The organism is Chitinophaga sp. W2I13, from assembly GCF_050434005.1.
In the GTDB taxonomy this organism is placed as follows: domain Bacteria; phylum Bacteroidota; class Bacteroidia; order Chitinophagales; family Chitinophagaceae; genus Chitinophaga.
The window spans coordinates 1,162,208-1,185,060 of sequence record NZ_JBNPWD010000001.1; the positions used below are offsets into that span (position 1 = coordinate 1,162,208).

Sequence of the window (22,853 nt, forward strand, 5' to 3'; positions counted from 1 at the left end):
AGCTTTATGCAAAATTACATGGATTATTCGTTAATTTATCCATATTTAGCAGAGATCTGTTGATTTCAGGATACTTCCGAATTTAAAAAATGGTTATGATGAACGGACTGGTTTTATTGATGAATACAAATTTACCGCTGAAAGATCCGGTGCCTATCTTTTCGCTGGTGTTGTTTATAATATTGCTGGCGCCCATCCTGTTACGTAAACTGCGGATACCGAGTATCATAGGGCTGATTATTGCCGGTATGCTGATCGGCGATCATGGTTTTAAAATTATACAGAAAGACAGTATTGACCTCTTTGCCAAAGCCGGGCTATTGTATATTATGTTTCTCGCGGGGTTGGAGCTGGACATGACAGAATTCCGTAAGAACCGCTACCGCAGCATGGTTTTCGGCGCTTTTACCTTCTTTATTCCTCTTACAATGGGGTTTGTGGTATGCACCTATGTACTGCAATTTAACTTCATGGCTACCCTGCTGGTATCCAGCATGTTTGCTACTCATACGCTGGTGGCATATCCGCTGGCAAGCCGGCTAGGTATTACAAAAAACGAGGCCGTTACCGTAGCCGTGGGTGGTACCATTATCACCGACACTGCGGTGTTGCTGATACTGGCCGTGATCACCGGTGCGCAGGCTGGCAACCTGAATACTTATTTCTGGGTGCGGCTTGGCATTTCACTGGCCATTTTTGCCGCCATCATCCTCTGGCTGATGCCTATGCTTGGCCGGTGGTTTTTTAAAAAGATTAAAGACGATAAAACTTCACATTTCATTTTTGTGCTGGCGCTGGTATTTGCATCCGCATTCCTGGCCGAGCTGGCCGGCGTAGAAGGTATTATCGGCGCCTTCCTGGCGGGGCTTGCGCTTAACCAGCTGATCCCACATACTTCCCCGCTGATGAACCGGATTGAGTTTGTGGGCAACGCTATTTTCATCCCGTTTTTCCTCATCAGCGTAGGTATGCTGGTAGATTTGCGGGTATTACTGAAAGGCCCTGAAGCCCTGATCATTGCCGGCGCGCTTACCCTGATGGCGCTTAGCAGCAAATGGCTGGCCGCCTTGTTTACACAACTGGTTTTCAAGTACAGCGCCAACCAGCGCAAAGTGATCTTTGGACTCAGCAGCGCGCACGCCGCTGCTACCATTGCGGTAATACTGATTGGGTACAACATGCATATCGTAGATGAACATGTGCTGAATGGCACCGTGATACTCATTCTCATTACCTGCCTGGTGGGCTCTTTTGTAACCGAAAATGCCGGCCGCCGGCTGGCCATACAGGAAGCTGAAGGCAAACCGGAAGTGGACGATCAGCCAGAGCGCATACTGGTGCCGGTTTCCAACCCCGACCGTATTGAGGCCCTGCTTGACTTTGCAGTAATGATCAAAGACAGTAACGCCCCTACTCCTATTTACCCGTTGGCGGTAGTTCAGGATAATGAAGAGGCGAAAGAGAAGATCCATCTCACCAACAAGATGCTGGAAAAAGCGGTGATACATGCCGCTGCCACGGAAAGTGACGTGCAGGTGGTGACCCGCATAGACCTCAACGTTTCCGATGGCATTACGCGTGCCACTAAGGAACTGCTGATCAGCGATGTGATATTGGGCTGGACGGATAAAACAAGTACCACCGACCGTTGGCTGGGCAACATCTTTGGTACCACCCTCGATAACGTGTTACAGCGGGTATGGGAAACCGTGTATGTGTGCAACTTCCACTCACCGCTGAATACCACCAAAAAAATGGTGCTGGTGATGCCGCCCAACGCTGAATACGAGCTGGGCTTCCTGCATTACATGCAGAAAATGTTTATGCTGGCCAAACAGGCAGGCGCCAGGTTGCTGGTTTTCTGTAATGAAAAAACACAAACGATCACCACCGCTTTTGCAGAGCAAACGAAGATGAGCGTGGACCTGGGTTTCCGCCAGTTTGATACCATCGAGGACTTTCTGGTTCTTTCCAGGGAAATTACCCGGGACGACCTGGTAGTGGTGGTTACCGCGCGTAAAAGCACGCTCTCCTATCATGCATATATGGATGGTATTCCTGCTAAATTAGAGCGGCATTTTAAGGACAATAATGTAATCCTGCTGTACCCGGAGCAAAGAGAGTTTGATTCACTGGAAGCGGGCCTTCAATCGGAAGATCTGACGCTGGCGCCTATACAGGAACAAATTGCCAACCTGAATAAACTGGGTAAAGCGGTAAAACGGATATTTAAGAAATAACTATTACAGTCCTTAGTGGCTAAACGCAAAAAGGTCCCGCATTGCTGCAGGACCTTTTTATTTGTGTGTAGTGTGGGAGCTACTGGATTCGAACCAGTGACCCTCTGCTTGTAAGGCAGATGCTCTGAACCAGCTGAGCTAAGCTCCCGTAAAGATCTTTTGGAGGTAGGTGTAGTGTGGGAGCTACTGGATTCGAACCAGTGACCCTCTGCTTGTAAGGCAGATGCTCTGAACCAGCTGAGCTAAGCTCCCTCTTTAAGATCTTTGGAAATATGTCAAATTACTATTGTGTGGGAGCTACTGGATTCGAACCAGTGACCCTCTGCTTGTAAGGCAGATGCTCTGAACCAGCTGAGCTAAGCTCCCTCTTTTGTTTCTTTCCTATCGTCCCTTTCGTTCGATTGGATCGCAAAGGTATAAACTATTTTTATTCTACCAAATATTTTTTAAAAAAACGCGGGGATCGCCTTCGGCGATTTTAAATTGTCTTGGGCACTGATTACGCCGATTATACTGATTTGCTTGATTTTTGTTCATTGGATTTTTTGGATTTTTTTTAAAAGATTCCTAAAAAGATTTGGGAAGATACAAGCAAATCTATTCGCTTATATCTTCCCAAATCTTTTTAAAAATCCTTTATAAAATCAAAAAAGTAAAATCAAACGAATCAGTATAATCAGCGAGAAAGACAACATCCGCGTTATTTCTTTTTCTTCTTCTCCGCCTTCTTCGCGAAGCCGCCTTCAAAGAAGCATTTGATGCCGCGATAAGCGCCGCAGCCGCCTATTTCGCGGATATTCACCCGGTTGCCGGTGAACTGGAAGGCGATACCACAGGAAGATTCCTTGTCTTTGTATTCGCCCCGGTTGCCACCAATATAATGTCCCCGGCCGCTCAGTTCTCCCTTGCAGTTACCGTTATCTTTTGAGAAGGTGATGAAGAACTGGAAGGATTTTGGATCATCACCATCCCTGATGGATACAATGCTCATGTCGCCGGCTGTATAATCGCCGGAAAATTTGTGTTTGCGGGGTAATGTATCAATCGGGTTGAAGATCTGGCCGGCGTTCGTAGGTCCGTTGGAGTTAGTCATGATAAGTGTTACCGATCCATCAGGATTCACCATGTAAAAATCTTCTTTCAATGCGCTCCGGCTGCCCGACAATTTTGTTTCGCTGCTGATCTTCACTACATTTTTACTGTCTATCAGCAGGGAGGTAACTGTACCGTCCGCACTACCTGTGTTGGCTACACGGATCCGGTTGAGATACTTGCCTTTTTTATCCAGGAAGCAGAGATAACCTACCGATTGTGACCTGCCGGCAGCTTTTATAGTCATATAGTTCACAGTGTTGCCGGGAATCCGCTGCAGCGGGAAATATTTCACCGGTTCGTTTTTACCGAAATCACCTTTCGTCAGCGTATCTGTTAAAAACCGCATGGCGGCTGTATCCAGTCGCAGTGAATCCGGTTGTTTCAGTTGGAGCGTATCCGGTGTAAGCCGGTATGGCAGGGTACCAGGTGTAAACAATGCCTGGAAGTCTTCAAATGTCATGGGCTCAGTGCCGCTGCCTGATTTCTTCTTCGATTTGCAGGCTGCTAAAACTCCGATTGCCAGTAATAATAAAAGGAAACGCTTCATTAGAAAAGTTAATTCTGGGCGAAAAGTTAGATATAATTTTTATATGTGCGCGTTAAAAATCAAAAAACATACCGGATAGAGAAATGTTCAGAATTATTATTTAGATTTGTCTAAATAATATTTTAGATAGCATGAATTTATCTATCGCAGAGGAAAACCATATTAAGTCGATATATAAGCTGCAGGAAGGCGACGCTGTTGTAACCACCAACGCGCTGGCTTATGAACTGGAAACCAAGCCTGCATCGGTAACAGACATGGCCAAGAAGCTGAAAGAGAAAAAGCTGATTGAATATGAAAAGTACAAAGGCATCACACTGTCGGCAGACGGCAGGAAAGCAGCCCTGCAAATTGTGCGGCGACACCGCCTGTGGGAGTGTTTCCTGGTAGATAAGCTCTCCTTCAGCTGGGAAGAAGTGCATGAGCTGGCGGAAGAACTGGAACATGTGCGCAGTGAAAAGCTCACCAACCGGCTCAGCGAATTCCTGGGCAATCCCGTGATAGACCCGCACGGCGACCCGATTCCCGACGCCAATGGCAAACTGGCAAAACCTCGCCCCCAAACTTCGCTGGATCAGGCCAACGCCAAACGGCTGGTGGTAACAGCCGTATCAGATCAATCTACCGCGCTGCTGGCCTTTCTCAACGCCAAAGGGATTAAGCTGGGTACTCAGCTGGAAATAGTGGCGCATTACGAGTACGACAATTCTATTGAAATAAAAGTAAAAGGACAACCGGCCATCACCATCAGTGAACAGGTTGCAAAAAACATTATGGTCAGACCCGTTTAATTATCAGCAATATACTATGAGCATCGAGCATACACATTCATCAGCATCGTTAAGTGAGGTACATCAGAGTGTAGAAACGAGTGGAAAATCCAGGTGGAAAAAGATCTTCGCCTTCTTCGGCCCCGCCTATCTCGTAAGCGTTGGTTATATGGACCCTGGCAACTGGGCCACCGATCTGGCCGGCGGCAGCCAATACGGCTACAAATTATTGTGGGTATTACTCATGAGTAACCTCATGGCCCTGCTGCTGCAAAGCCTGAGTGCCCGGCTGGGCATTGTGCGCGGCCGCGACCTGGCACAGGCTAACCGGGAAACCTATCCGCCGGTAGTGAATTTCATCTTATATGTGCTGGCGGAAATCGCCATAGCAGCTACCGACCTGGCAGAAGTACTGGGGATGGCCATTGGTATTCAACTGCTGACGGGGCTGCCACTTGTATGGGGCGTAAGCTTAACCGTACTCGACACTTTTCTGCTCCTCATATTGCAACGTTATGGCATCCGCAAAATGGAAGGATTTATTATCAGTCTCGTTGCCATTGTGGGCGCTTCTTTCCTCGTGGAGCTGATCCTCGTGAAGCCGCAAATGCATGAAGTAATACGGGGCTTTATCCCAGGCATCCCCGATAACACCGCGTTGTATATTGCCATCGGTATTATCGGCGCCACCGTAATGCCGCACAACTTGTACCTCCATTCGGCACTGGTACAAACACGGAAAATAAAAAGGGACGATGCGGGTATCAGGCAGGCCATTAAAATGAACTTTATCGACAGCACCATTGCACTGAACCTGGCGTTCCTGGTAAATGCTGCTATCCTGATCCTTGCTGCCGCCGTATTTTTCAAAAGTGGCAGAACAGATGTGGCGGAGATCCAGGATGCACACCGCCTGCTGGATCAGCTGCTGGGAAGCAAACTGGCTCCCATCCTGTTTGCCGTGGCATTGATTGCGGCCGGTCAGAGTTCCACAGTAACCGGCACCCTGGCCGGGCAAATTGTAATGGAAGGCTATCTCCGCCTGCGTATCAACCCCTGGCTGCGGCGATTGATCACCCGGCTGCTGGCCATCATCCCTGCCCTGCTGGTAATCCTTATTGCCGGCGACGAAGAGGTAGGTGCGCTCCTGGTGTTCAGCCAGGTATTGCTCAGCCTGCAACTGGGCTTTGCTATCATCCCCCTTATCCATTTTGTAAGCGATAAAAAAACGATGGGCACGTTTGCCATTAAACCTGTTACCAAAATTTTCAGCTGGCTGGTCACCAGTTTATTGGTGTACCTTAATATGCGGATGGTATTATCAGAAGCCTTTGATTATATGTCTGGTACCGGGAATATTTTTGTAGACGGATTAATTATGGCCGGCTGCCTCGGCTTCGTGGTGTTGCTACTTATCACCATTGTATACCCGCTGCGCCGCCGTTACCGCGAAGATGCTGCGGCAGGCATCCATACTACCCAGGTTACACTGGGAGAAATGGAAAAGCCCACCTATCAGTGTATTGCCATGGCCCTCGATTTTTCGCAACGCGATAAAGATATTGTAACCAACGCTATCGCTCACGGTAACGAACACACGCAATATATCCTCATTCATATCGTGGAAAGCGCTTCCGCCAAATACTTTGGAAAAGAGTCGGACGACCTGGAAACACGCCGCGACCAGGAACAGCTGGACACCTACATTGCGCTGCTGAAAAGCCGCAACATCAGCGCCAGAGGCGTGCTCGGCTTCCGCAGGCGCGCACGTGAAATTGCCCGCATCGTACACGAAGAAAAAGCAGACTTCCTGGTATTGGGCGGCCACGGCCACAGGGGCTTTAAAGACTGGCTGTATGGTGAAACAGCTAACCAGGTAAGACACCAGGTAAAGATCCCGGTACTGGTAGTGCAATAAAATTTAAAAAGTATGCTTCCGTTATTCAAACCCGGTGATACCAAACATTTCAGCCGCACCGTGCGGCAGGAAGACTGTGCCTCTTTTGACAGCGGCCAGGTTCATCCCGTATATGCCACCTTCGCACTGGCGCGGGATGCAGAATGGTGTTGCCGCCTGTTTGTGATGGAAATGAAGGAAGCACAAGAAGAAGGCATTGGCACCCGCCTTACCGTGGAACACCTCTCCCCCGCTTTAGCCGGCAGCCAGGTGGACTTCACCGCAGTGATCACTGAAATACAACACCACGAAATCACCTGCAGCTACGAGGCCGTTTGCAATGGCCGCGTGATTGCTACAGGCATACAGGTGCAGAAAATTCTTCCCAAAGCAAAGCTGGATCGGTTGTTTGCTGGATTGTAGCGAGTTTTGTCTTTCCCGCTACAATCCCAGCGCCGCCTTCAGTCGCGGGTAACCGGTTTTGCTCACCAATACCCTCGCGCCACTGCGGAGAATGGCCAGGTGGTTTTCTTTTTCGTAGGGGTCTATACGGGTTACCTGGTTTACGTTGAGTATGTAAGAGCGGTGTACCCGTGTGAATTGTTGCGGGTCCAGCATTTTTTCGAAGAACGACATGGTTTTATTTTTCAGGAAGCTGCCTTCCTGAGTTACTATTTTTACGTAGTCGTCTGCTGCTTCCAGGTAGTGGATATCCTGTACCGGGATAATTTTAATTTTACCGTTAATCTTTATTACCACGCGGTTGCTTTGCAAAGGGGTGGTGGCGGCGGTTTCCAGCAGGGCTTCTGTGTTGGTGGCGGCGGGTGTTTGAAAATGATCCAGCCATTTTTGTACGGCCTTATCAAAGCGATCGCTGGAAAAAGGTTTCAGCAGATAGTCGACCGCATGTACTTCAAAGGCCCTGATGGCATGTTCTTCAAAGGCCGTGGTAAAGATCACTGCGGGCATATTTTCCACGAGTTCCAGCATTTCAAAACCGGTGATCTTTGGCATCTGTATATCCAGGAAGATGATATCCGGCTGATGCTGTTGTATGGCCTTTAGTCCTTCAAACCCATCATTGCATTCCTGCACCACTTCTATTTGCGGGAAGCTTAACAGGTATTCCTTCACCACTTCACGGGCCAATGGTTCATCATCAATTAATACTGCTTTTATCATGCGATTGTGGTACTTTAATAATGGTAGTAAAAATATTGTCAATGGCGGTGGTTTCCAGCAGGTCTTGCCGTGCAAACAGCAGGTACAGCCTGCGTTGTATGGAAGTTAAGCCGAAACCGGTTCCTTTGTTTGGCTGTTGCAGTTCGTTGTCGAACGGATTTTGTATGGCGATATACAACATGTTATCCTGCAACCATGACCTTATGCTGATGGTGATATCACCGGTGGTATCGTATAGTCCGAATTTAATTGCATTTTCTACTACGGGCTGCAGCAGCATTGGCGGCATCATCATTTTATCCGCTTCTTCGTAAGGGATAACGTTGGTGGTTAAACGATGCCCGAAACGCACTTTCTCTATATCCAGGTACAGCTGCAAATAGTTTAGTTCGTCGGCTAGTGTGATCCATTGATCATCCTCGCGCTTCAATGACCCTCTTAAAAAATCGGAGAGCTTCAATACCATCTCGCGAGCTTCTTTTGGCCGCAGCATGATGAGTGCGTTGATGGAGTTGAGGCTGTTAAACAGGAAATGCGGCTGCAGTTGCTGCCGCAGTTTAAAGAGCTCTGCTTCTCTCACTATCTTTTCCGTAGCTTCCTGGCGCTGGCGGTATTCCTGTTGTTCTTCCGCATCGTACCACATCTGGCTTCTGAAGCCGATACCTGCAATCAGCATGCACCCTACGATGGCGTGAACGGGGATGGCGTTGTTCAGCCAATTGAGATACAGCGGATCAGCGGGAAATGCGGATACCAGTATCCAGCGGCTCAGGCATACCCACAAAACAGACAGGGCAAAGCTTACTATAGCTACGTAGCCAAACTTCATGGTGCCGTCTGCCGGGCGGTAGTAAGCCACGTTATGGCTTATTACAATACCGGCGGCCCCCAGGAGTATAACGTGCACTGCACTGTCTGTGGCCGATAGCCAGATGGGAAGGTCGAACCAGTACCACAGCAGCCCGCCATAAAGGAACATCCAGATGGCGAAGGATGCGAGGAAAGCCCACCAGGCGTTACCTTTAATCATTTGTTTTACCAAAGAAGGTGATTTATCAGTTATACGTTAAGCTCAAAGTATTGTTGTCCCTGTAACTGGGCAGATTTCATCTGCAACCAGGCGATGTAGGAATTGGGGTCTCCCGGTTCTTCAATGCGGGAGTACAGTTCCATGCCGTCTGTCAGCTGATCCAGGGTATATACTTCCGGTACGTTGATGAACTTCCATTGTACCAGTTCCTGTTGTTGATTTTTAAAAGCATATTGTTCCTGCATACCAATTTCGCGGGCTTTATCGCAGGCGTCTTTCTTGGTAACAGCGCTGATTAATCTTAATTGTTCATCAAATTGCGGGGTATGATTGCCTTCACCGCAGATGATCTGGTATACAACTTTCGCAACAAACCAATGCATAAAATTAAAATTTAAAAGTTGGAGAAGATAGAATACAGGTTGAGAGATATGGATGTTTTATGATCAGTAACTTTTTATTTCTACACCACCGAATACGCAGGATCCTTTCAGGACCAGCAGTTTCTCAATGGATCCGTTAGACATCATGCCGGTGTGACGTTTGTCTTCCACCCCGCCGAGCACAACATCAATATCCACCTGAACTTTCCAGTGGGCCGGCACAATGATTTCACAACCACCGAAAACGGCTGAAACATCCATCACAGCGGTGCCATTGATATCTGCATTCATGAAGTTGATAACGGCGCCTCCAAAGACAGCGCTTACATCGCCTCCTTTAAAGTTTTTAGACATCACCATTTTATTCACACTGCCAAAGATAGCGTTGGCACTCAGCGTATCCTCGCCACTGGCAAATTCCTGGCTGGAGCCGAAGGCGTGTTTTTTGAATGTCCAGCCCGTACCGTGATAACTCTTTTTAAAGATCAGCACCACACCTACCAGGATCAGCACTACCGGCCATATAAACTGGGCGGTGGCGTATGGCAGCTCGAGTATTTCGTTTGCCATGAAAATTCCGCCTACCAGGACCATCACAATCCATCCCCCGAACCTGAATTTATGTTTTGCCCCTACAACGATACCGATAGCGATCAGGATCATTTGCCAGGAGAACAGCCAGTGGGGCAGATTAAGATCCAGGCGTTGCAATAACAGGCAGGCACCAACGATGATGAAAACTGCACCGCCTATAAAGCGGCCTTTTCTTTTTGATGCTTCGATATCCTCGTTTTTCATTTGTTTTACTATTTATGATACAAATGTAGAACGGCGCACTGTTATTGGAAACAGGGTTTAGGCTAATAAAGTACCCTTACCGGTAAAAAGCAGGAAATCGCCGGTGAAAACGGCGGGCTATATTTCTACCGTTACCAGGGCATCGTTTCCGGCCAGTTTTACCAGGATGGCTTTCAACTGCTGTACCATAGGATCGGGGCCACAGATATAGAAATGTTGGTTGAAATCACTGATCTTCTCTTTCAGGTAGCTTTCATCGATGGTGTGGTGGTCGTAGCCCGGCACTTCCTGTGCTGTCAGCGTATTAATAAAGCGGTTGCTCAGCATGGCTTCAAATTCATCTTTCAGAATAATATCCGACAGGGTTTTATTAGAGCAGATCAGCTGGTTGCTGCCCAGTTGGCCTTTGTGCTGCAGGTCACGCAGGATGGCGATGAAAGGGGTAACGCCTGCGCCGCCGGCGATGAAGGTGCCTTCTCCTTTATACTGAATGGTCCCCCATACATCGTGCAGGATAAGTTGATCGCCGGCTTTCAGGTGCCCGAGTTCGCGGGTAACGCTGTTATGGTCGTCGTAGCTCTTGATCGTGAATTCCAGGTGATCCCATTCGGTGAGACTGGTAAAGGTAAAGGGGCGTCTTTCTTCTTCCCATCCGGGTTTATTAACGGCTACTTCTGTAGCCTGACCGGGTACAAAGGTATATCCGGCGGGCTTTTCCACGGTGAATTGACGGACGTTGTGTGTTACGGGGGTAACGGCCAGGATTTTTACAATATGGCTTTCCATTGGTTCAGGTTTTCTTTAAGATGAATGTAGGATATTTTTTTTCTCAGTGCAACGCTTGTAGCAACAAAGGCAGCAGGGCTTTGGCCCAGCGGCTGTAGTCCTTTCCGGAAGGGTGCAATCCGTCGCCTGCCAGCAGTTCGGGATCCTGAGCGGCTTCCCTGGTAAAGTGCGTGATATCCAGGTAAGGCACCAGCCACTCTTCCGCAATGGCTTTATTGACCGCGTTATACGCATCAATTTCCCGGCGGATCAGTTCCCGGTCGCGGCCGGTGGCAAATGGCGTTACGCCCCAGTCGGGAATAGACAGCACTACCACATGTGAAGGATTGTTGCCGGCAAAAACGATGGCCTTTTGCAAAAGGGCGGTAAATGCTGTTTCATACTCTTCCACGGAACGGCCACGGTATTGGTTATTTACACCTATCAACAGTGTTACTATATCGTAGGTTTTACTTATATGTGCTGCGGCAATGCCGGCTTCCAGTTCGTCGGTGGTCCACCCGGTGGTGGCGATGATCTGCGGATCTGATACGTCAAAGCCTTGTTCCCGCAACAAAGCGGCCGCCTGCACAGGAAAACGTTCGGAGGGGGAAACTTGTTCACCTATAGTATAACTATCGCCGAGGGCGAGGTACGTAACAGGAATCATGATGGTATGTAAGATTTTGTTGCTGCGAAAAATGACCAGCAAAATAACATTAATCCTAACATAAGCAAAAAGTTATATGTAGGTGTTAAATTTGGGGAATAAAGGGTAAATGTTCCCCCTGCGTAAACGGAAAAGCCTTACCTTTGCCCGCGATTACAACAATTACGTAACGCATAAGAAACCGTTTTATGCCGGCAGAAAAAATATCGATGAACAATGGCCTGTTACAGGTCCCTGCACACCCCATCATTCCATTTATAGAAGGCGACGGAATAGGTCCGGACATCTGGAGAGCCAGTGTACGTGTATTCGACGCAGCTGTAGAAAAGGCTTATGGCGGTGACAGGAAAATTGAATGGAAAGAAGTACTGGCAGGTGAGAAAGCCTTCCAGCAAACAGGTGAATGGCTGCCAAAGGCTACACTGGATGCGCTGAAAGAATACCTGGTATCTATCAAAGGTCCCCTGTCTACTCCCGTTGGCGGTGGCATCCGCTCCCTGAACGTTGCCATGCGCCAGGAGCTCGACCTCTACGCCTGTGTAAGGCCTGTACGCTGGTTCAACAAAGTACCTTCCCCGGTGAAACACCCGGAGAAAGTGGACATGGTGATTTTCCGCGAAAATACGGAAGACATCTATGCCGGCATTGAATATATGACGGGTACGCCTGAAGCAAAGAAACTGCTCGATTTCCTGCAAAATGAAATGGGCGTTAAAAAGATCCGGTTCCCGGAAACCTCTTCCCTGGGTATTAAACCGGTATCTATTGAAGGTACGGAAAGACTGGTACGCGCCGCTATCAGCTATGCGCTGGAGCACAAACGTCCGTCGCTCACCCTGGTGCACAAAGGCAACATCATGAAATTCACCGAAGGTGGTTTCAAAAACTGGGGCTATGCACTGGCAGAAAGAGAATTCGGTGATAAAGTATATACCTGGGAACATTGGGAAAAAACCAAGAAAGACCTTGGCGAAGAAGAAGCCAACAAAGAACTGAAAGTAGCCCTGGCAAAAGGAAAGCTGCTGATCAAGGATGTAATTGCGGATAACTTCCTGCAACAGATCCTGCTGGCACCACAGGATTATTCTGTAGTAGCCACACTGAACCTGAACGGCGACTACATTTCTGATGCACTGGCCGCTGCGGTAGGCGGTATTGGTATTGCCCCAGGCGCCAACATCAACTACCTGACCGGCTATGCTGTATTTGAAGCCACACACGGTACTGCACCCCGCTTCGCCAACACCAACACCATGAACCCATCCTCCGTGATCCTGAGCGGCGTAATGATGCTGGAATACATGGGCTGGAAAGAAGCGGCTGAAATCATTGTTCACGGCCTCAGCACCGCCATCATGCGCAAACGTGTTACCATCGACTTCTACAACCTGATGGACGATGCCACCCTGGTGAAAACCAGCGAATTTGCGGATGAAGTGATCAAGCAGATGCTGCATTAAGCGCGAATTTTGTCTTTCGCGAATTTTGTCTTTCCCGCTGATTACGCTGATTTTACTGATTTAGGGATTTGATCATTTTAGATTTAAAATGATTTGAGGAGATATCAGCGAGTGGATTTAAAATAATTCCGAGAAAATATAAGTGATATTTTTTTTGGGGAGATGTAAACGGATATATCCGCTTATATCTCCCCAAATCATTTTAAATCTAAAATGATCAAATCCGGGTAATCAGTAAGATCAGCGTAATCCTGAAAAAGACAAAATTCGCGAAATTTTGTTTTTTTCACAGCTATTCGTATTTTTCGTGATTATCCCAATTGGGACTCGCTTGAATAATTGTTGTGAAATGCTTTTAATTTAATTTTAAAAAACCCGAAATGGCAGAAAAAATTAAAGTTGCTAATCCGGTAGTTGAACTGGATGGTGATGAAATGACACGAATCATCTGGAAATTCATCAAGGATAAACTGATACTTCCATACCTGGATGTTGAAATTAAATATTACGACCTTGGCATGGAGCACCGCGATGCTACCAACGACCAGGTTACCATTGATGCCGCCAATGCTATCAGGGAAGTAGGCGTAGGTATCAAATGCGCTACCATTACGCCCGATGAAGATCGCGTAAAGGAGTTCAACCTGAAGCAGATGTGGAAGTCCCCCAACGGCACCATCCGTAATATCCTGGATGGCACTGTATTCCGTGAACCAATTGTAATGAGCAATGTTCCCCGCCTGGTGCCTAACTGGACTGCCCCGATCTGTATTGGTCGTCATGCTTTCGGTGATCAGTACCGCGCTACCGATTTCGTTACAAAAGGAAAGGGTAAACTTACTATTAAGTTTGAAGGCGAAAATGGCGAAGTGATCGAACACGAAGTATACAACTTCAAAGGCGATGGCGTTGCATTAGCCATGTATAACACCGACGAATCTATCAAAGGCTTTGCCCGTGCATGTTTCAACCAGGCACTGATGAAAAAATGGCCTTTATACCTGAGCACCAAGAACACCATCCTGAAAAAATATGATGGCCGTTTCAAAGATATCTTCGAAGAAATCTATCAACAGGAGTTTAAAGCTGAATTCCAGGCAAACGGCTTAACTTATGAACATCGTTTAATCGATGACATGGTGGCCAGCGCACTGAAATGGCATGGTAACTTTGTATGGGCCTGTAAAAACTACGATGGCGACGTACAATCTGATACCGTTGCACAAGGCTTTGGCTCTCTCGGCCTGATGACTTCTACCCTCATTACCCCCGATGGTAAAACAATGGAAGCAGAAGCCGCACATGGTACTGTAACCCGTCACTACCGCGATCACCAGGCAGGTAAACCTACCTCCACCAATCCCATCGCTTCCATCTTTGCATGGACCCGCGGTCTGGAATTCCGTGGTAAACTGGACAACAACGAGCAACTGATCAAATTCTGCCAGGCACTGGAACAGGTTTGTATTGAAACCGTTGAAAGTGGTAAAATGACCAAAGATCTGGCTGTTTGTATCCACGGTAACAAAGTAGAACATGGTAAACACTACCTGTATACAGAAGAATTCCTGGAAGCACTGGATACTGCGCTGAAAGCGAAACTGGCGTAAGTTCATAAAGACAATAAAAAAAGCAGCGGATAAAGTATCCGCTGCTTTTTTATTTTAACCAGATGGGTTGCTTACAACTTCATCCTCTTTCTTAATATTTTATCTTCTCCATAAATATCATCGTAAAAAACAAGATTACCATTTTGTCCTTCTGCAGTAAAATACCGCAGGTAAATAGGAATATGTTTAGGCAGATCTACCTGTTTCTTTTCCTCCCTCGCCAGCCATACGCGAACACTGTCTCCAACATGCCGTAAGCTATCCGCCCGCACCAGGTACTGCGCCAGGCTATCCCATTGCTGCACCCGCACACAACCATGACTCATGGCGCGCATGGAATTTTTAAACAGTCCGCGGTTATTGGTATCATGCAGGTATACGCTGTACTTATTCCTGAAGTTAAATTTCATGATGCCCAGTGAATTATCTATTCCATCCATCTGGCGTAACACATAAGGAAAATGCCCTTTACCGAGTTTCGACCAGTCGATGGTATAAGGATCTACTGCATTGCCATCTCTATCTATTACTTCCAGGTTCTTAGCCGCAAGATAGCCGACATTCTTTTTAATAGCCGGCAGCATTTCCTTAAATACAATACTGTAAGGTACCCGCCAGTAAGGGAACATCATGAAGTTGGTCATATAGGAATTGAGCAACGGCGTGCGGGTACGGGGTGTACCCACAATTACGCGCGATTCCAGCACCACTTCCCCACTATCCACTACCTTCAGATTGTAGCCGGGCAAGTTTACCATGATATACCGGGACGGCAATGTATCCGGCAGCTTACGCCATCGGTCGAGGTTTACAGCGGCCTGCATGATCCAGTCGTGCATAGAGCGGTTCATTGCCATCACTGTTCTCTTTCCTGCTACGCCATCGGCATAAATATTAAATTCTTTCTGGAAAGTTTTTACACCGGTTTTCAGTAAGGCTGAATCCAGCTCCCGGCCCGTGGTATCGAGATGGCCGCTTTGTACCAGCCGGTTGATCACCAGTTGCCGGAACCCAAGCGTGTCGGTATAATTGAGCGGTAAGGTATCCCAGTGATAGTTTTCGTATTTGGCTTTGAAAGACTGGATCCCTTCTTTCAGGGCGATATACCCTTCATGCGTAGGCTCCAGTGAATGCAGGATGTTTGCTACATTTTTTTCGTTCAATGCCTGCCGCAATTGTGTGATCAGTTGTTCGTCGGTAAACGCTGAATCCTTTTTAAGGGTGATGCTGTCACGCGGAGCAACGCCGTAGCGGAGATCGGACGCCATTTTCATGAAGGCGTCTGTCATCAGCACATCGACTTTTGCCCACAGGGCGGCATCTTTTTTTGCGGTAGCATCGTTGGTAATCTGTTCCCAGGCAGCTGTTAGCGCGGGCTCATGATATTGCGCAGGCAACAGCCCCACGTCTTCCGCGTGCTGGATCATATACAGCATGGAATCGGCTGCGGGATTGGTAATCCCGTTCTTTGACCATTGGCTGGACGGTTTATCGGCTCCGTAAAAATCCTGTATAGCTGATGCACGGAAAGATTGCAAACTGTCTTCCAGTTCGCCATCATTATCTTTCAGGGCCGACAATCGTTCGGTGATACTCTCCGTGATCACTTCATCCAATTGTTTGATGTTTGCTACAATCTGTTTTTGTTTGGGGGCGGTATGCTTTTTTTTATTTACACAGGCTAACAACAAGCACATTCCAGATCCGCATAACAAACTGATAATAAAAATTTTGTTCTTCATCTGCAGTAAATCGCTATGGTAAAGATAGGAATTTACAAATACTGTGCTGAAAATTTTTGGAGAACGGGAAATGGAAACAGTTAGCCTTCTACTACGGCTGCCACTATAGAAAATGAATGTTTTCCGGTTTACAACTATGAATCATGAAGCATGTTACATAAAAAATTGCAGTGAGGAATATGACGTTGAAGGGTTTGCTGGATTCTTTTGCATAAAGTGAGAAAACCAACTTTTACCGGAAATGGTAATCCGGATCAAAGTTTTACACTATAATCTTATATTTTAATCATGAGTAAAGAAAGAAAAGAAATGGTTTTACATGATGAGGTATTAATCAGTAAAATCTATTATATCAAGGGACAGGAGGAAGTGGAAAGCATGGTATCGCAAAATGCGATACCATCCAAAAAGCACCTTGGTGGCTATCTTCCATATGTTTTTACTGAACATGGTGTGTTAATGCTGGCAAATGTATTACGCAGCGAAAGGGCTATACAGGTGAGCATCCGTATTATTGAAATCTTCGTAAAAATGCGGGAAATGTTGTCTACGCACAAAGATATTTTATTGAAGCTGGAGCAACTGGAAAAGAAGCCCGGTAGCCACGATGCTGACATACAACTGATCTTTGAATATCTCAGGGAATTACTGAGTCCACCCCAGCAGCCGCGTAATATGATTGGCTTTAAACGGCATGATGAAGCAGGAGGATAGTCTCCCACAAAACCCTTTCTGCAACAATCCTGCTTCACAAAAAGCGACCGAGTTGGTATCCTACTAGTATATTTAGCTGACTTTGCTTTATCCTCCCTTTTATTTTGCTTGCATTCGCTACCAGTAAATCATAATGCCCGCTTTAATTTACCTACGCAGACAACACACATATCATTTATTCGCCATCTGAAACGGGACATAGTGTATTGGGAGTGCATGGGGAGTGCATCAGGAGTCCATGAGGAGTGCATGAAGAGTCCATGGATTCCCCATAACATACGCATGTCTGAAGCATGGCTGAGGCATCTGCGAAATAACAACGCGCCAAAATACAAAAGCCGCAGACACTACATCTGCGGCTTTAAAAATCATTCTCCCTGCTATCTATCTGCAACAATCCTTCTTCACAAAAAGCGACTGAACAAATTTCAATATGCTTATAACAACTTTCTTCATGTCCGGATTTTTTAAAAAGAGAAGCCACGATGTGCAGCAGCTTCTCTTTAAACTAAAACTAAAACAACTAACTTCTATATCTTATCTAATGGTATACGCTCAGGCGCTTTCAATTGTTTGAATTTACTTGGCGTGAGACCCGTTACTTTTTTGAACTGTGCTGAAAGATGGGCCACGCTGCTGTATCCCAGCTTGTAACTAATTTCACTTAAGCTTAATTCATTGTATACCAGCAACTCTTTTACCCGTTCTATTTTCTGCTGAATAATATACTGTTCAATGGTAGTGCCTTCCGTTTCAGAGAAAAGATTGCTCAGATAGTGATAGTCCTTCTGCAACTTTCCTGCCAGTAAGGTGGAAAAGTTTTCTTTCATTTCATCCAGCTCTGAATGATGCACCGCCTGTACAATAATACTTTTTATGCCGGCAATCAGCTGCTGTTTTTTATCATCTATCAGTAAAAATCCTTCCTGCTGAAGCGCTTCGGACAACTGCTGCAGCTGTTTCTCTGAAACATTACCTGCAACGGTTACCTTGCCCAGTTGTATATCCTCAACGTCCAGTTGCTGCGCGGCAATGGTGGTAGTAACCACTTTGATGCAGCGCGGACAAACCATATTCTTTATAAACAGATCTGTTGTTGCCATCGGTTACTTTTTGATATTAAAAATGTTATGCTCCACCCTGATTAAAAAAGAGTTGGAGGTATTCCTAGCCATATCTCCGGTTAACTGGGTGCGGTAAGACAAGTCCAGCCTGGTGGTGCTGTTAAAAATAAACTGCACTGCGGGCGCTATGTCCAGATAGGAACCTCTGCCCACCGCGTCTGTATTGGTTTTGCCCAACAGTTCCACGTAAAGGTTTAAATTGGTTTGCTGGAAGCTTTTATACTTCACCGGCAAAACCAGGTACCCTGCAGAGAGACTATAATTTACGGAACTCCGGGAGAAGTCGTCCGGGATTTCATCCTTCACATTGTTCATATAACGGGAGTAGCCCAACGTTGTGGACAACGCCAGTTTATGTAACAGTTGTGTAGCAATAATCCCCCCGTTTACACCCGAAGTAGCTCCTTCCAGATCCAGTTCCTTATTGTCGTACGGTCGCATGGCATGTGAGCCGTCGGGCATTTCCGGGTAATATGGATTGTTGATCACGGCGCCTCTTACATAGGCAGCCATGCGGAAATGCGCGTGCTGCTGGTCCAGCGACAGGAAACGGTATTTGGCGTATACACCACCACCTTCGAGTTTTACAGAGTTCTGCATCATATTGGACGCATATCCCAGCACATGCAGCATGAGCTTTTTATTAGCGCCCCACATTACTTCCGGCTCAAAGCGCATTCCGTTATCGCCCGAATGCTTCATGTTGAAAAATTTATTGGTGAGCCTGATCCCCAGTGAGTTGGCGGGCATATTGCTCGCCGGTTCTGTATTTACATACAATTCCTGGGCAGCTGCTATGCTGTTACCCGCCATGATGATCGTGGCTATTATTAAAATTCTTTTCATATACCGGCCAGCTATTAAATGGTGACGTGATAAATTCTTTTGGAAGCAGCAGCGCCATCAGTCTTACAGCAGTCGCCCATCATACCTGTTTTATAACAGGGCATAGTGGTTTCAGTACTGAATTTTTTAAATTGTTTGGAAGAAATAAAGTCTTTGTCAATTACGGTGATGTCCTTATCCCCGGATAATACCTGGTTCTTTACATCCATAAAATGGAGGGTGCTGCCGGAAAATGCCACGTGCGTATCGTTTTGCACGCTTACAGCATCGAAATTAGCAGTCATCACCAACTTACCTACAGAAAAACCGGCATCTTCCACTTTACCTTTAATGGCATCAATGCTCACCGGTGCACCGGTTTTGAAGGTAAGAATGAAAGTGGTGTTATCGAGGTCGGTATCTATTTTATCAACAAAAGGAAGTGATTCCAGGGCCTCATATGTAGCTTTTGAACACATAGCGCAGGTAAGGCCGGTGGCGTGTACGCTGGCTTTTTTAAATTGCGCGTTTGCGCCGAAAGATATGCCCAGTGCGAGCAATATAATGGATACTATTTTCATGATCTGATGAAATAAAATTGAATAATAAGATGAATAACAGTCAAAGCAATAGCGGTGCTGTCTTACAGCAACCAACACTACATTAAAAACTGCATCAGATCAGGAAAGTACAATTGCGGAGGAAAATAGGCGCAGACGGAATGTCTGGCGGATCGTGGGGGCGGCTCACGAAAAATAGTTCCTGCGCCGGCAAAGCGGAAACAGGTAAAATCCTTACGGGCAGCTTCATATCTGTGGCAGGGCTGAAACCGGCTTGCAGCGCTTTGGCGGCCTGGTGCGATTCAGTAACCTTACAGAACTTAAACTCATCTTTACAGCAATCCATGCCTTTTGAAGGCTTTCCGCATTTTCCACAGTGGTCAGCCGGAGCTTCCTGCAGATCTACAGAGGCCAGTTTGCCCATGCAATAATGCACGTTTACTGCAAACCCGCTGGTGAGCGTGATATACAGTACTGCAAATAATATGGCGAAAAATTGCTTCATGATGAATTACAAAGATAAGAAAAAAAATGACCGGGATTGCGTCGCCACAATACCGGTCATCATATAGTTATATGTAATAGCTAGTTAATAAACCACCATCTGAGCCCCAACCTGAAGGCGAAGTTATTATACGGGTATAATGGTCCCGCATAATTGTTATCACCCAGGAAAGTATTCAGGTTTTCTGCACGCACATATGCGGAGAAGGATTTGATCCGGAAGTTGGCGAATGCTGCAATATCCGGCAAAGCGTTGCTGATCTTGGTGGCATTCTGGTAAATAAACTGACCGGTGAGCGGGGAATAGTCATCTGCATAATAACCGGTGTTATAGCGCAGTTCGATCCCTGTCATGAGGTTCAGGTTTGTATACAGTCTTTTTTCGAAGGCAAACCGGTTACGGGTCCAGAAAGTGGGCACGTTCAACGGGCCGTTGCCATGCAGCTGCTGGAAGGCGATATCTACATACCAGGCAAACGGCTTGATGTTAAACTTCTTGCTAAACGTTATTTGTAACAGGTTAAACAGCGAGTTATACTGTTCGCTGTGATAATAATCTTTAAAATAGGTGTAATTGGTAAACAAGAAATAATTGGCCGCCAGGCTGTAATTCAGCTTTTTGTTTTCGGTGGCAAACTGCAGCTGGGTAATATTTTCCTTCGACAGGCCCGTATTATACCAGGCATCATTTGTACTGTTAAAATATTTGAAGACGTAAGAGGGTTCCTTATTTACGTTGCTGACCGACAGGCGGACATCCCCAAGGAAGTCGTTAATATGTCTCCTTAACATTCCATAAAAACCATAATCCCCGATATTCTGTCCTACTACATAAAACTCACCTCTTGCAGAGAAATCCCATTTCTGGTTGCGCGTTTTATTGCGGTATTCTCCATGCACGGCCAGGTTGGTAAAATTAATATCTGCGTCCAGGAAGGTACCGGTGAGACTTTCGAAACGAGCGCCAATGTTAATAAAGTGTCCCTGGTTACCGAGTACAGGGAACTGGATCAGCGACAGGTCGTTGGAAATCATTTTCCACTGGTGCTTGGATGCTACCGTATCGCCAGGTAAAAAGTTATAGTGACCGGAATAAAAAGCGGTATCAGGGCTGCTATCCAGGAATTCGTAGTTGTTACTCTGATAATTGAACGTGTATTGTACACGGAATATCGGATCATACTTATAATAATCGGTGGTATCGTTTACGTGGATACTGTCGCCGCGGCCCCAGTCGTACTGCTGCTGGATCAGGAACCCTGTTTCGCGGTAGTTGGATTTCACCGGTATGCTGCCTCCAAAGAAAGCATATGTTGTTGACGCATCATTACCCAGGTTTACCGGGATAGTTTTGCGTTGTTTGTAAGTGCTGATGTTCATGAAGGAATCGTTCCTGATCCCTCCGTTCTCCCCGCCGTTGATCTTATTAAAGTAAAAGCTCAGGTAGGTATGGGCGCGTTTATTTTTGCTCTGGTACCGGGCCGTAAAGCGGTAGATATCGTGATTGGTATTTTGCGAGCGAAAATAGCCGGGGGCGTTTATTTTGCGGTAGTCGAATGCAAAGTTGAAGCGCTCCGTCCGGTTTTGGGTATGGGAAAGCCCGATAATCTGTTCCTGTTTGCTGCCTACCAGGTACTGCAGCTCTGTGTAAGGGCGTGTAGTATAGTAGAAGCGGGCATCCTTATGGGAATTGGAATATACGTCGTACGCGTGAAAGCCGGCGTCAAAACCGGGTTTCATGCGTGGTGTATAAATCATGTTATAAGCTGCGCTGCCGGTGTTACCGAGCGTGGTGTACGAGGAAGGTACTTTCAGATAATTGGTCTGAAAATCGGCCACGGAGGAGTCGAGCTTATAATCGGTGGGTTCACCGAGGATACGGTAGGTTAATGTCAGCGTATCCGGCTCGTGTTCATGTTTCCCTGTATCCCGCTGCATTTTGCTGGTGCCGCCGCCGCCACCGCCCATATTGTTGATGCGTCCCGAGTTAAACTGGGCCATTAATTGATTCCCGCACAATAACAGCAGGGCTATGAAAATGAAAATTTGCCTCATCCGAAAGTAACAAAAGCGTTTATAGTTGCCGGATTAATTCACTAAATATCAGCGTAAGCTTAGGTTCTGCTGCTTTTGCAGCTGCCAGTACTTCTTCGTGGGTGATCACATTTTCTTCTTCACGGATACCGATATCGGTGATCACACTCATGGCAAATACTTTCAAACCGGCATGTGCCGCTACAATTACTTCGGGTACGGTACTCATCCCAACGGCATCGCCGCCGATGATGTGCATATATTTGTACTCTGCCCGTGTTTCAAAGGTAGGCCCCTGAACGCCTACATATACGCCGCTATGTAAAGATATATTGTTGGCCGCAGCAATTTTATTCGCTGCATCGATCAGTGTTCTGGCATAGGGTTCACTCATATCCGGGAAACGTGGACCCAGCGTGTCCTCATTTTTGCCCCGCAGCGGGTGTTCCGGCTGCAAGTTGATATGATCCCGGATGATCATCAGATCGCCTACCAGGAAAGATGGGTTCATCCCCCCGGCGGCGTTGGAAATAAATAAAGTATGGATTCCCAGGGCCTTCATGACCCGCACAGGAAAAGTTACCTGCTGCATGGAAAATCCTTCATAAAAGTGAAAACGCCCTGCCATAGCCACTACCGGCTTCCCCTGCATGAATCCGAGGATCAATTTGCCGGAATGCCCTTCCACCGTAGATTCGGGGAAATGGGGTATGTCGCTGTATGGAATTTCAATGCTATCCTCAATTTCCCCTGTCAGGTTACCCAGGCCGCTGCCCAGGATAATGCCCGCCACTGGCTTGTTTTGCCAGAATTTGCTGATATACTCCCCCGCTGCCGTGATCTTTGCTGTTAATTCACTCATCTGTTTATACATTAAAAAAAGCCGGATTTAAAAAACAAACC

At 46.8% G+C, this 22,853-nt stretch carries 21 protein-coding genes and 3 tRNA genes; 7 read left to right on the plus strand and 17 right to left on the minus strand.

What is annotated here, in order from left to right; translation table 11 throughout:
• Positions 1–95: 95 nt before the first annotated feature.
• Entirely contained in the window at positions 96–2,240 is a 2,145-nt protein-coding gene (locus tag QFZ48_RS04685; protein WP_429045366.1) for a cation:proton antiporter, read from the plus strand.
• A 73-nt stretch (positions 2,241–2,313) separates the two neighbouring features.
• Here QFZ48_RS04685 and QFZ48_RS04690 read toward each other — a convergent pair.
• The 4 genes from QFZ48_RS04690 to QFZ48_RS04705 form a co-directional block, all read right to left on the minus strand.
• A tRNA-Val gene (locus QFZ48_RS04690) sits at positions 2,314–2,388 on the minus strand.
• A 29-nt stretch (positions 2,389–2,417) separates the two neighbouring features.
• A tRNA-Val gene (locus QFZ48_RS04695) sits at positions 2,418–2,492 on the minus strand.
• Between the two features lie 39 nt (positions 2,493–2,531).
• Positions 2,532–2,606: transfer RNA gene (locus QFZ48_RS04700), tRNA-Val, on the minus strand.
• 334 nt (positions 2,607–2,940) lie between these two features.
• Positions 2,941–3,882, minus strand: coding sequence for a hypothetical protein (locus QFZ48_RS04705; protein WP_429045365.1), 942 nt, complete (start codon positions 3,880–3,882; stop codon positions 2,941–2,943).
• A 131-nt stretch (positions 3,883–4,013) separates the two neighbouring features.
• Here QFZ48_RS04705 and QFZ48_RS04710 point away from each other — a divergent pair, with 131 nt between their 5' ends.
• From QFZ48_RS04710 to QFZ48_RS04720, 3 genes are read left to right on the plus strand one after another with little or no spacing between them, the layout of a single operon-like run.
• A complete protein-coding gene (locus QFZ48_RS04710) occupies positions 4,014–4,673 on the plus strand; it encodes a metal-dependent transcriptional regulator (protein WP_370909687.1) in 660 nt (219 codons plus the stop codon).
• A 16-nt stretch (positions 4,674–4,689) separates the two neighbouring features.
• Positions 4,690–6,570: an Nramp family divalent metal transporter gene (locus QFZ48_RS04715; RefSeq protein WP_429045363.1), complete on the plus strand. Its 1,881-nt coding sequence runs from the start codon at positions 4,690–4,692 to the stop codon at positions 6,568–6,570.
• Between the two features lie 12 nt (positions 6,571–6,582).
• Entirely contained in the window at positions 6,583–6,972 is a 390-nt protein-coding gene (locus tag QFZ48_RS04720; RefSeq protein ID WP_429061332.1) for a thioesterase family protein, read from the plus strand.
• Between the two features lie 18 nt (positions 6,973–6,990).
• On the opposite strand, the gene QFZ48_RS04725 is transcribed toward QFZ48_RS04720, so the two are convergent.
• The 6 genes from QFZ48_RS04725 to QFZ48_RS04750 all read right to left on the minus strand — a co-directional run bounded on the left by QFZ48_RS04725 (position 6,991) and on the right by QFZ48_RS04750 (position 11,377).
• Positions 6,991–7,731: a LytR/AlgR family response regulator transcription factor gene (locus QFZ48_RS04725; RefSeq protein ID WP_429045359.1), complete on the minus strand. Its 741-nt coding sequence runs from the start codon at positions 7,729–7,731 to the stop codon at positions 6,991–6,993.
• Positions 7,709–8,761 (minus strand): sensor histidine kinase, encoded by a 1,053-nt coding sequence (locus QFZ48_RS04730; protein WP_429045357.1) that lies wholly within the window; start codon positions 8,759–8,761, stop codon positions 7,709–7,711. The genes QFZ48_RS04725 and QFZ48_RS04730 overlap by 23 nt, the downstream gene beginning before the upstream one ends.
• Before the next feature lie 29 nt (positions 8,762–8,790).
• Positions 8,791–9,144: a DUF4288 domain-containing protein gene (locus QFZ48_RS04735; RefSeq protein WP_079469030.1), complete on the minus strand. Its 354-nt coding sequence runs from the start codon at positions 9,142–9,144 to the stop codon at positions 8,791–8,793.
• Between the two features lie 63 nt (positions 9,145–9,207).
• Positions 9,208–9,942, minus strand: a complete 735-nt coding sequence (locus QFZ48_RS04740) for a LiaF transmembrane domain-containing protein (RefSeq protein WP_429061334.1) — start codon at positions 9,940–9,942, stop codon at positions 9,208–9,210.
• 117 nt (positions 9,943–10,059) lie between these two features.
• A complete protein-coding gene (locus QFZ48_RS04745) occupies positions 10,060–10,728 on the minus strand; it encodes an FAD-binding oxidoreductase (protein WP_429045353.1) in 669 nt (222 codons plus the stop codon).
• Between the two features lie 43 nt (positions 10,729–10,771).
• Complete coding sequence (locus QFZ48_RS04750; protein ID WP_429045352.1) at positions 10,772–11,377, minus strand: SGNH/GDSL hydrolase family protein; 606 nt, start codon at positions 11,375–11,377, stop codon at positions 10,772–10,774.
• 188 nt (positions 11,378–11,565) lie between these two features.
• Here QFZ48_RS04750 and icd point away from each other — a divergent pair, with 188 nt between their 5' ends.
• Together icd and QFZ48_RS04760 are read left to right on the plus strand one after the other, a co-directional pair.
• Entirely contained in the window at positions 11,566–12,837 is a 1,272-nt protein-coding gene (gene icd / locus QFZ48_RS04755; protein WP_370909679.1) for an NADP-dependent isocitrate dehydrogenase, read from the plus strand.
• 380 nt (positions 12,838–13,217) lie between these two features.
• The gene (locus QFZ48_RS04760) at positions 13,218–14,447 is read left to right on the plus strand and encodes an NADP-dependent isocitrate dehydrogenase (RefSeq protein WP_370909678.1); all 1,230 of its coding nucleotides are present in this window, start codon (positions 13,218–13,220) and stop codon (positions 14,445–14,447) included.
• A 71-nt stretch (positions 14,448–14,518) separates the two neighbouring features.
• On the opposite strand, the gene QFZ48_RS04765 is transcribed toward QFZ48_RS04760, so the two are convergent.
• Positions 14,519–16,144 (minus strand): L,D-transpeptidase family protein, encoded by a 1,626-nt coding sequence (locus QFZ48_RS04765; protein ID WP_429061336.1) that lies wholly within the window; start codon positions 16,142–16,144, stop codon positions 14,519–14,521.
• Positions 16,145–16,477: 333 nt separating this feature from the next.
• Between QFZ48_RS04765 and QFZ48_RS04770 the strand changes: the two genes are divergently transcribed.
• Positions 16,478–16,903: an ORF6N domain-containing protein gene (locus tag QFZ48_RS04770; protein ID WP_429061338.1), complete on the plus strand. Its 426-nt coding sequence runs from the start codon at positions 16,478–16,480 to the stop codon at positions 16,901–16,903.
• Between the two features lie 530 nt (positions 16,904–17,433).
• Here QFZ48_RS04770 and QFZ48_RS04775 read toward each other — a convergent pair.
• From QFZ48_RS04775 to QFZ48_RS04800, 6 genes are all read right to left on the minus strand, one after another.
• Complete coding sequence (locus tag QFZ48_RS04775) at positions 17,434–18,006, minus strand: helix-turn-helix domain-containing protein (RefSeq protein WP_429045346.1); 573 nt, start codon at positions 18,004–18,006, stop codon at positions 17,434–17,436.
• Positions 18,007–18,009: 3 nt separating this feature from the next.
• Positions 18,010–18,873, minus strand: coding sequence for a hypothetical protein (locus QFZ48_RS04780; RefSeq protein WP_429045345.1), 864 nt, complete (start codon positions 18,871–18,873; stop codon positions 18,010–18,012).
• Between the two features lie 14 nt (positions 18,874–18,887).
• A complete protein-coding gene (locus tag QFZ48_RS04785; protein WP_429061340.1) occupies positions 18,888–19,433 on the minus strand; it encodes a heavy-metal-associated domain-containing protein in 546 nt (181 codons plus the stop codon).
• A 94-nt stretch (positions 19,434–19,527) separates the two neighbouring features.
• A complete protein-coding gene (locus QFZ48_RS04790; protein WP_429061342.1) occupies positions 19,528–19,917 on the minus strand; it encodes an HYC_CC_PP family protein in 390 nt (129 codons plus the stop codon).
• A gap of 80 nt (positions 19,918–19,997) precedes the next feature.
• Complete coding sequence (locus QFZ48_RS04795; RefSeq protein ID WP_429045339.1) at positions 19,998–21,917, minus strand: putative porin; 1,920 nt, start codon at positions 21,915–21,917, stop codon at positions 19,998–20,000.
• 73 nt (positions 21,918–21,990) lie between these two features.
• Positions 21,991–22,812: a purine-nucleoside phosphorylase gene (locus QFZ48_RS04800; RefSeq protein ID WP_429061344.1), complete on the minus strand. Its 822-nt coding sequence runs from the start codon at positions 22,810–22,812 to the stop codon at positions 21,991–21,993.
• Positions 22,813–22,853: the final 41 nt, after the last annotated feature.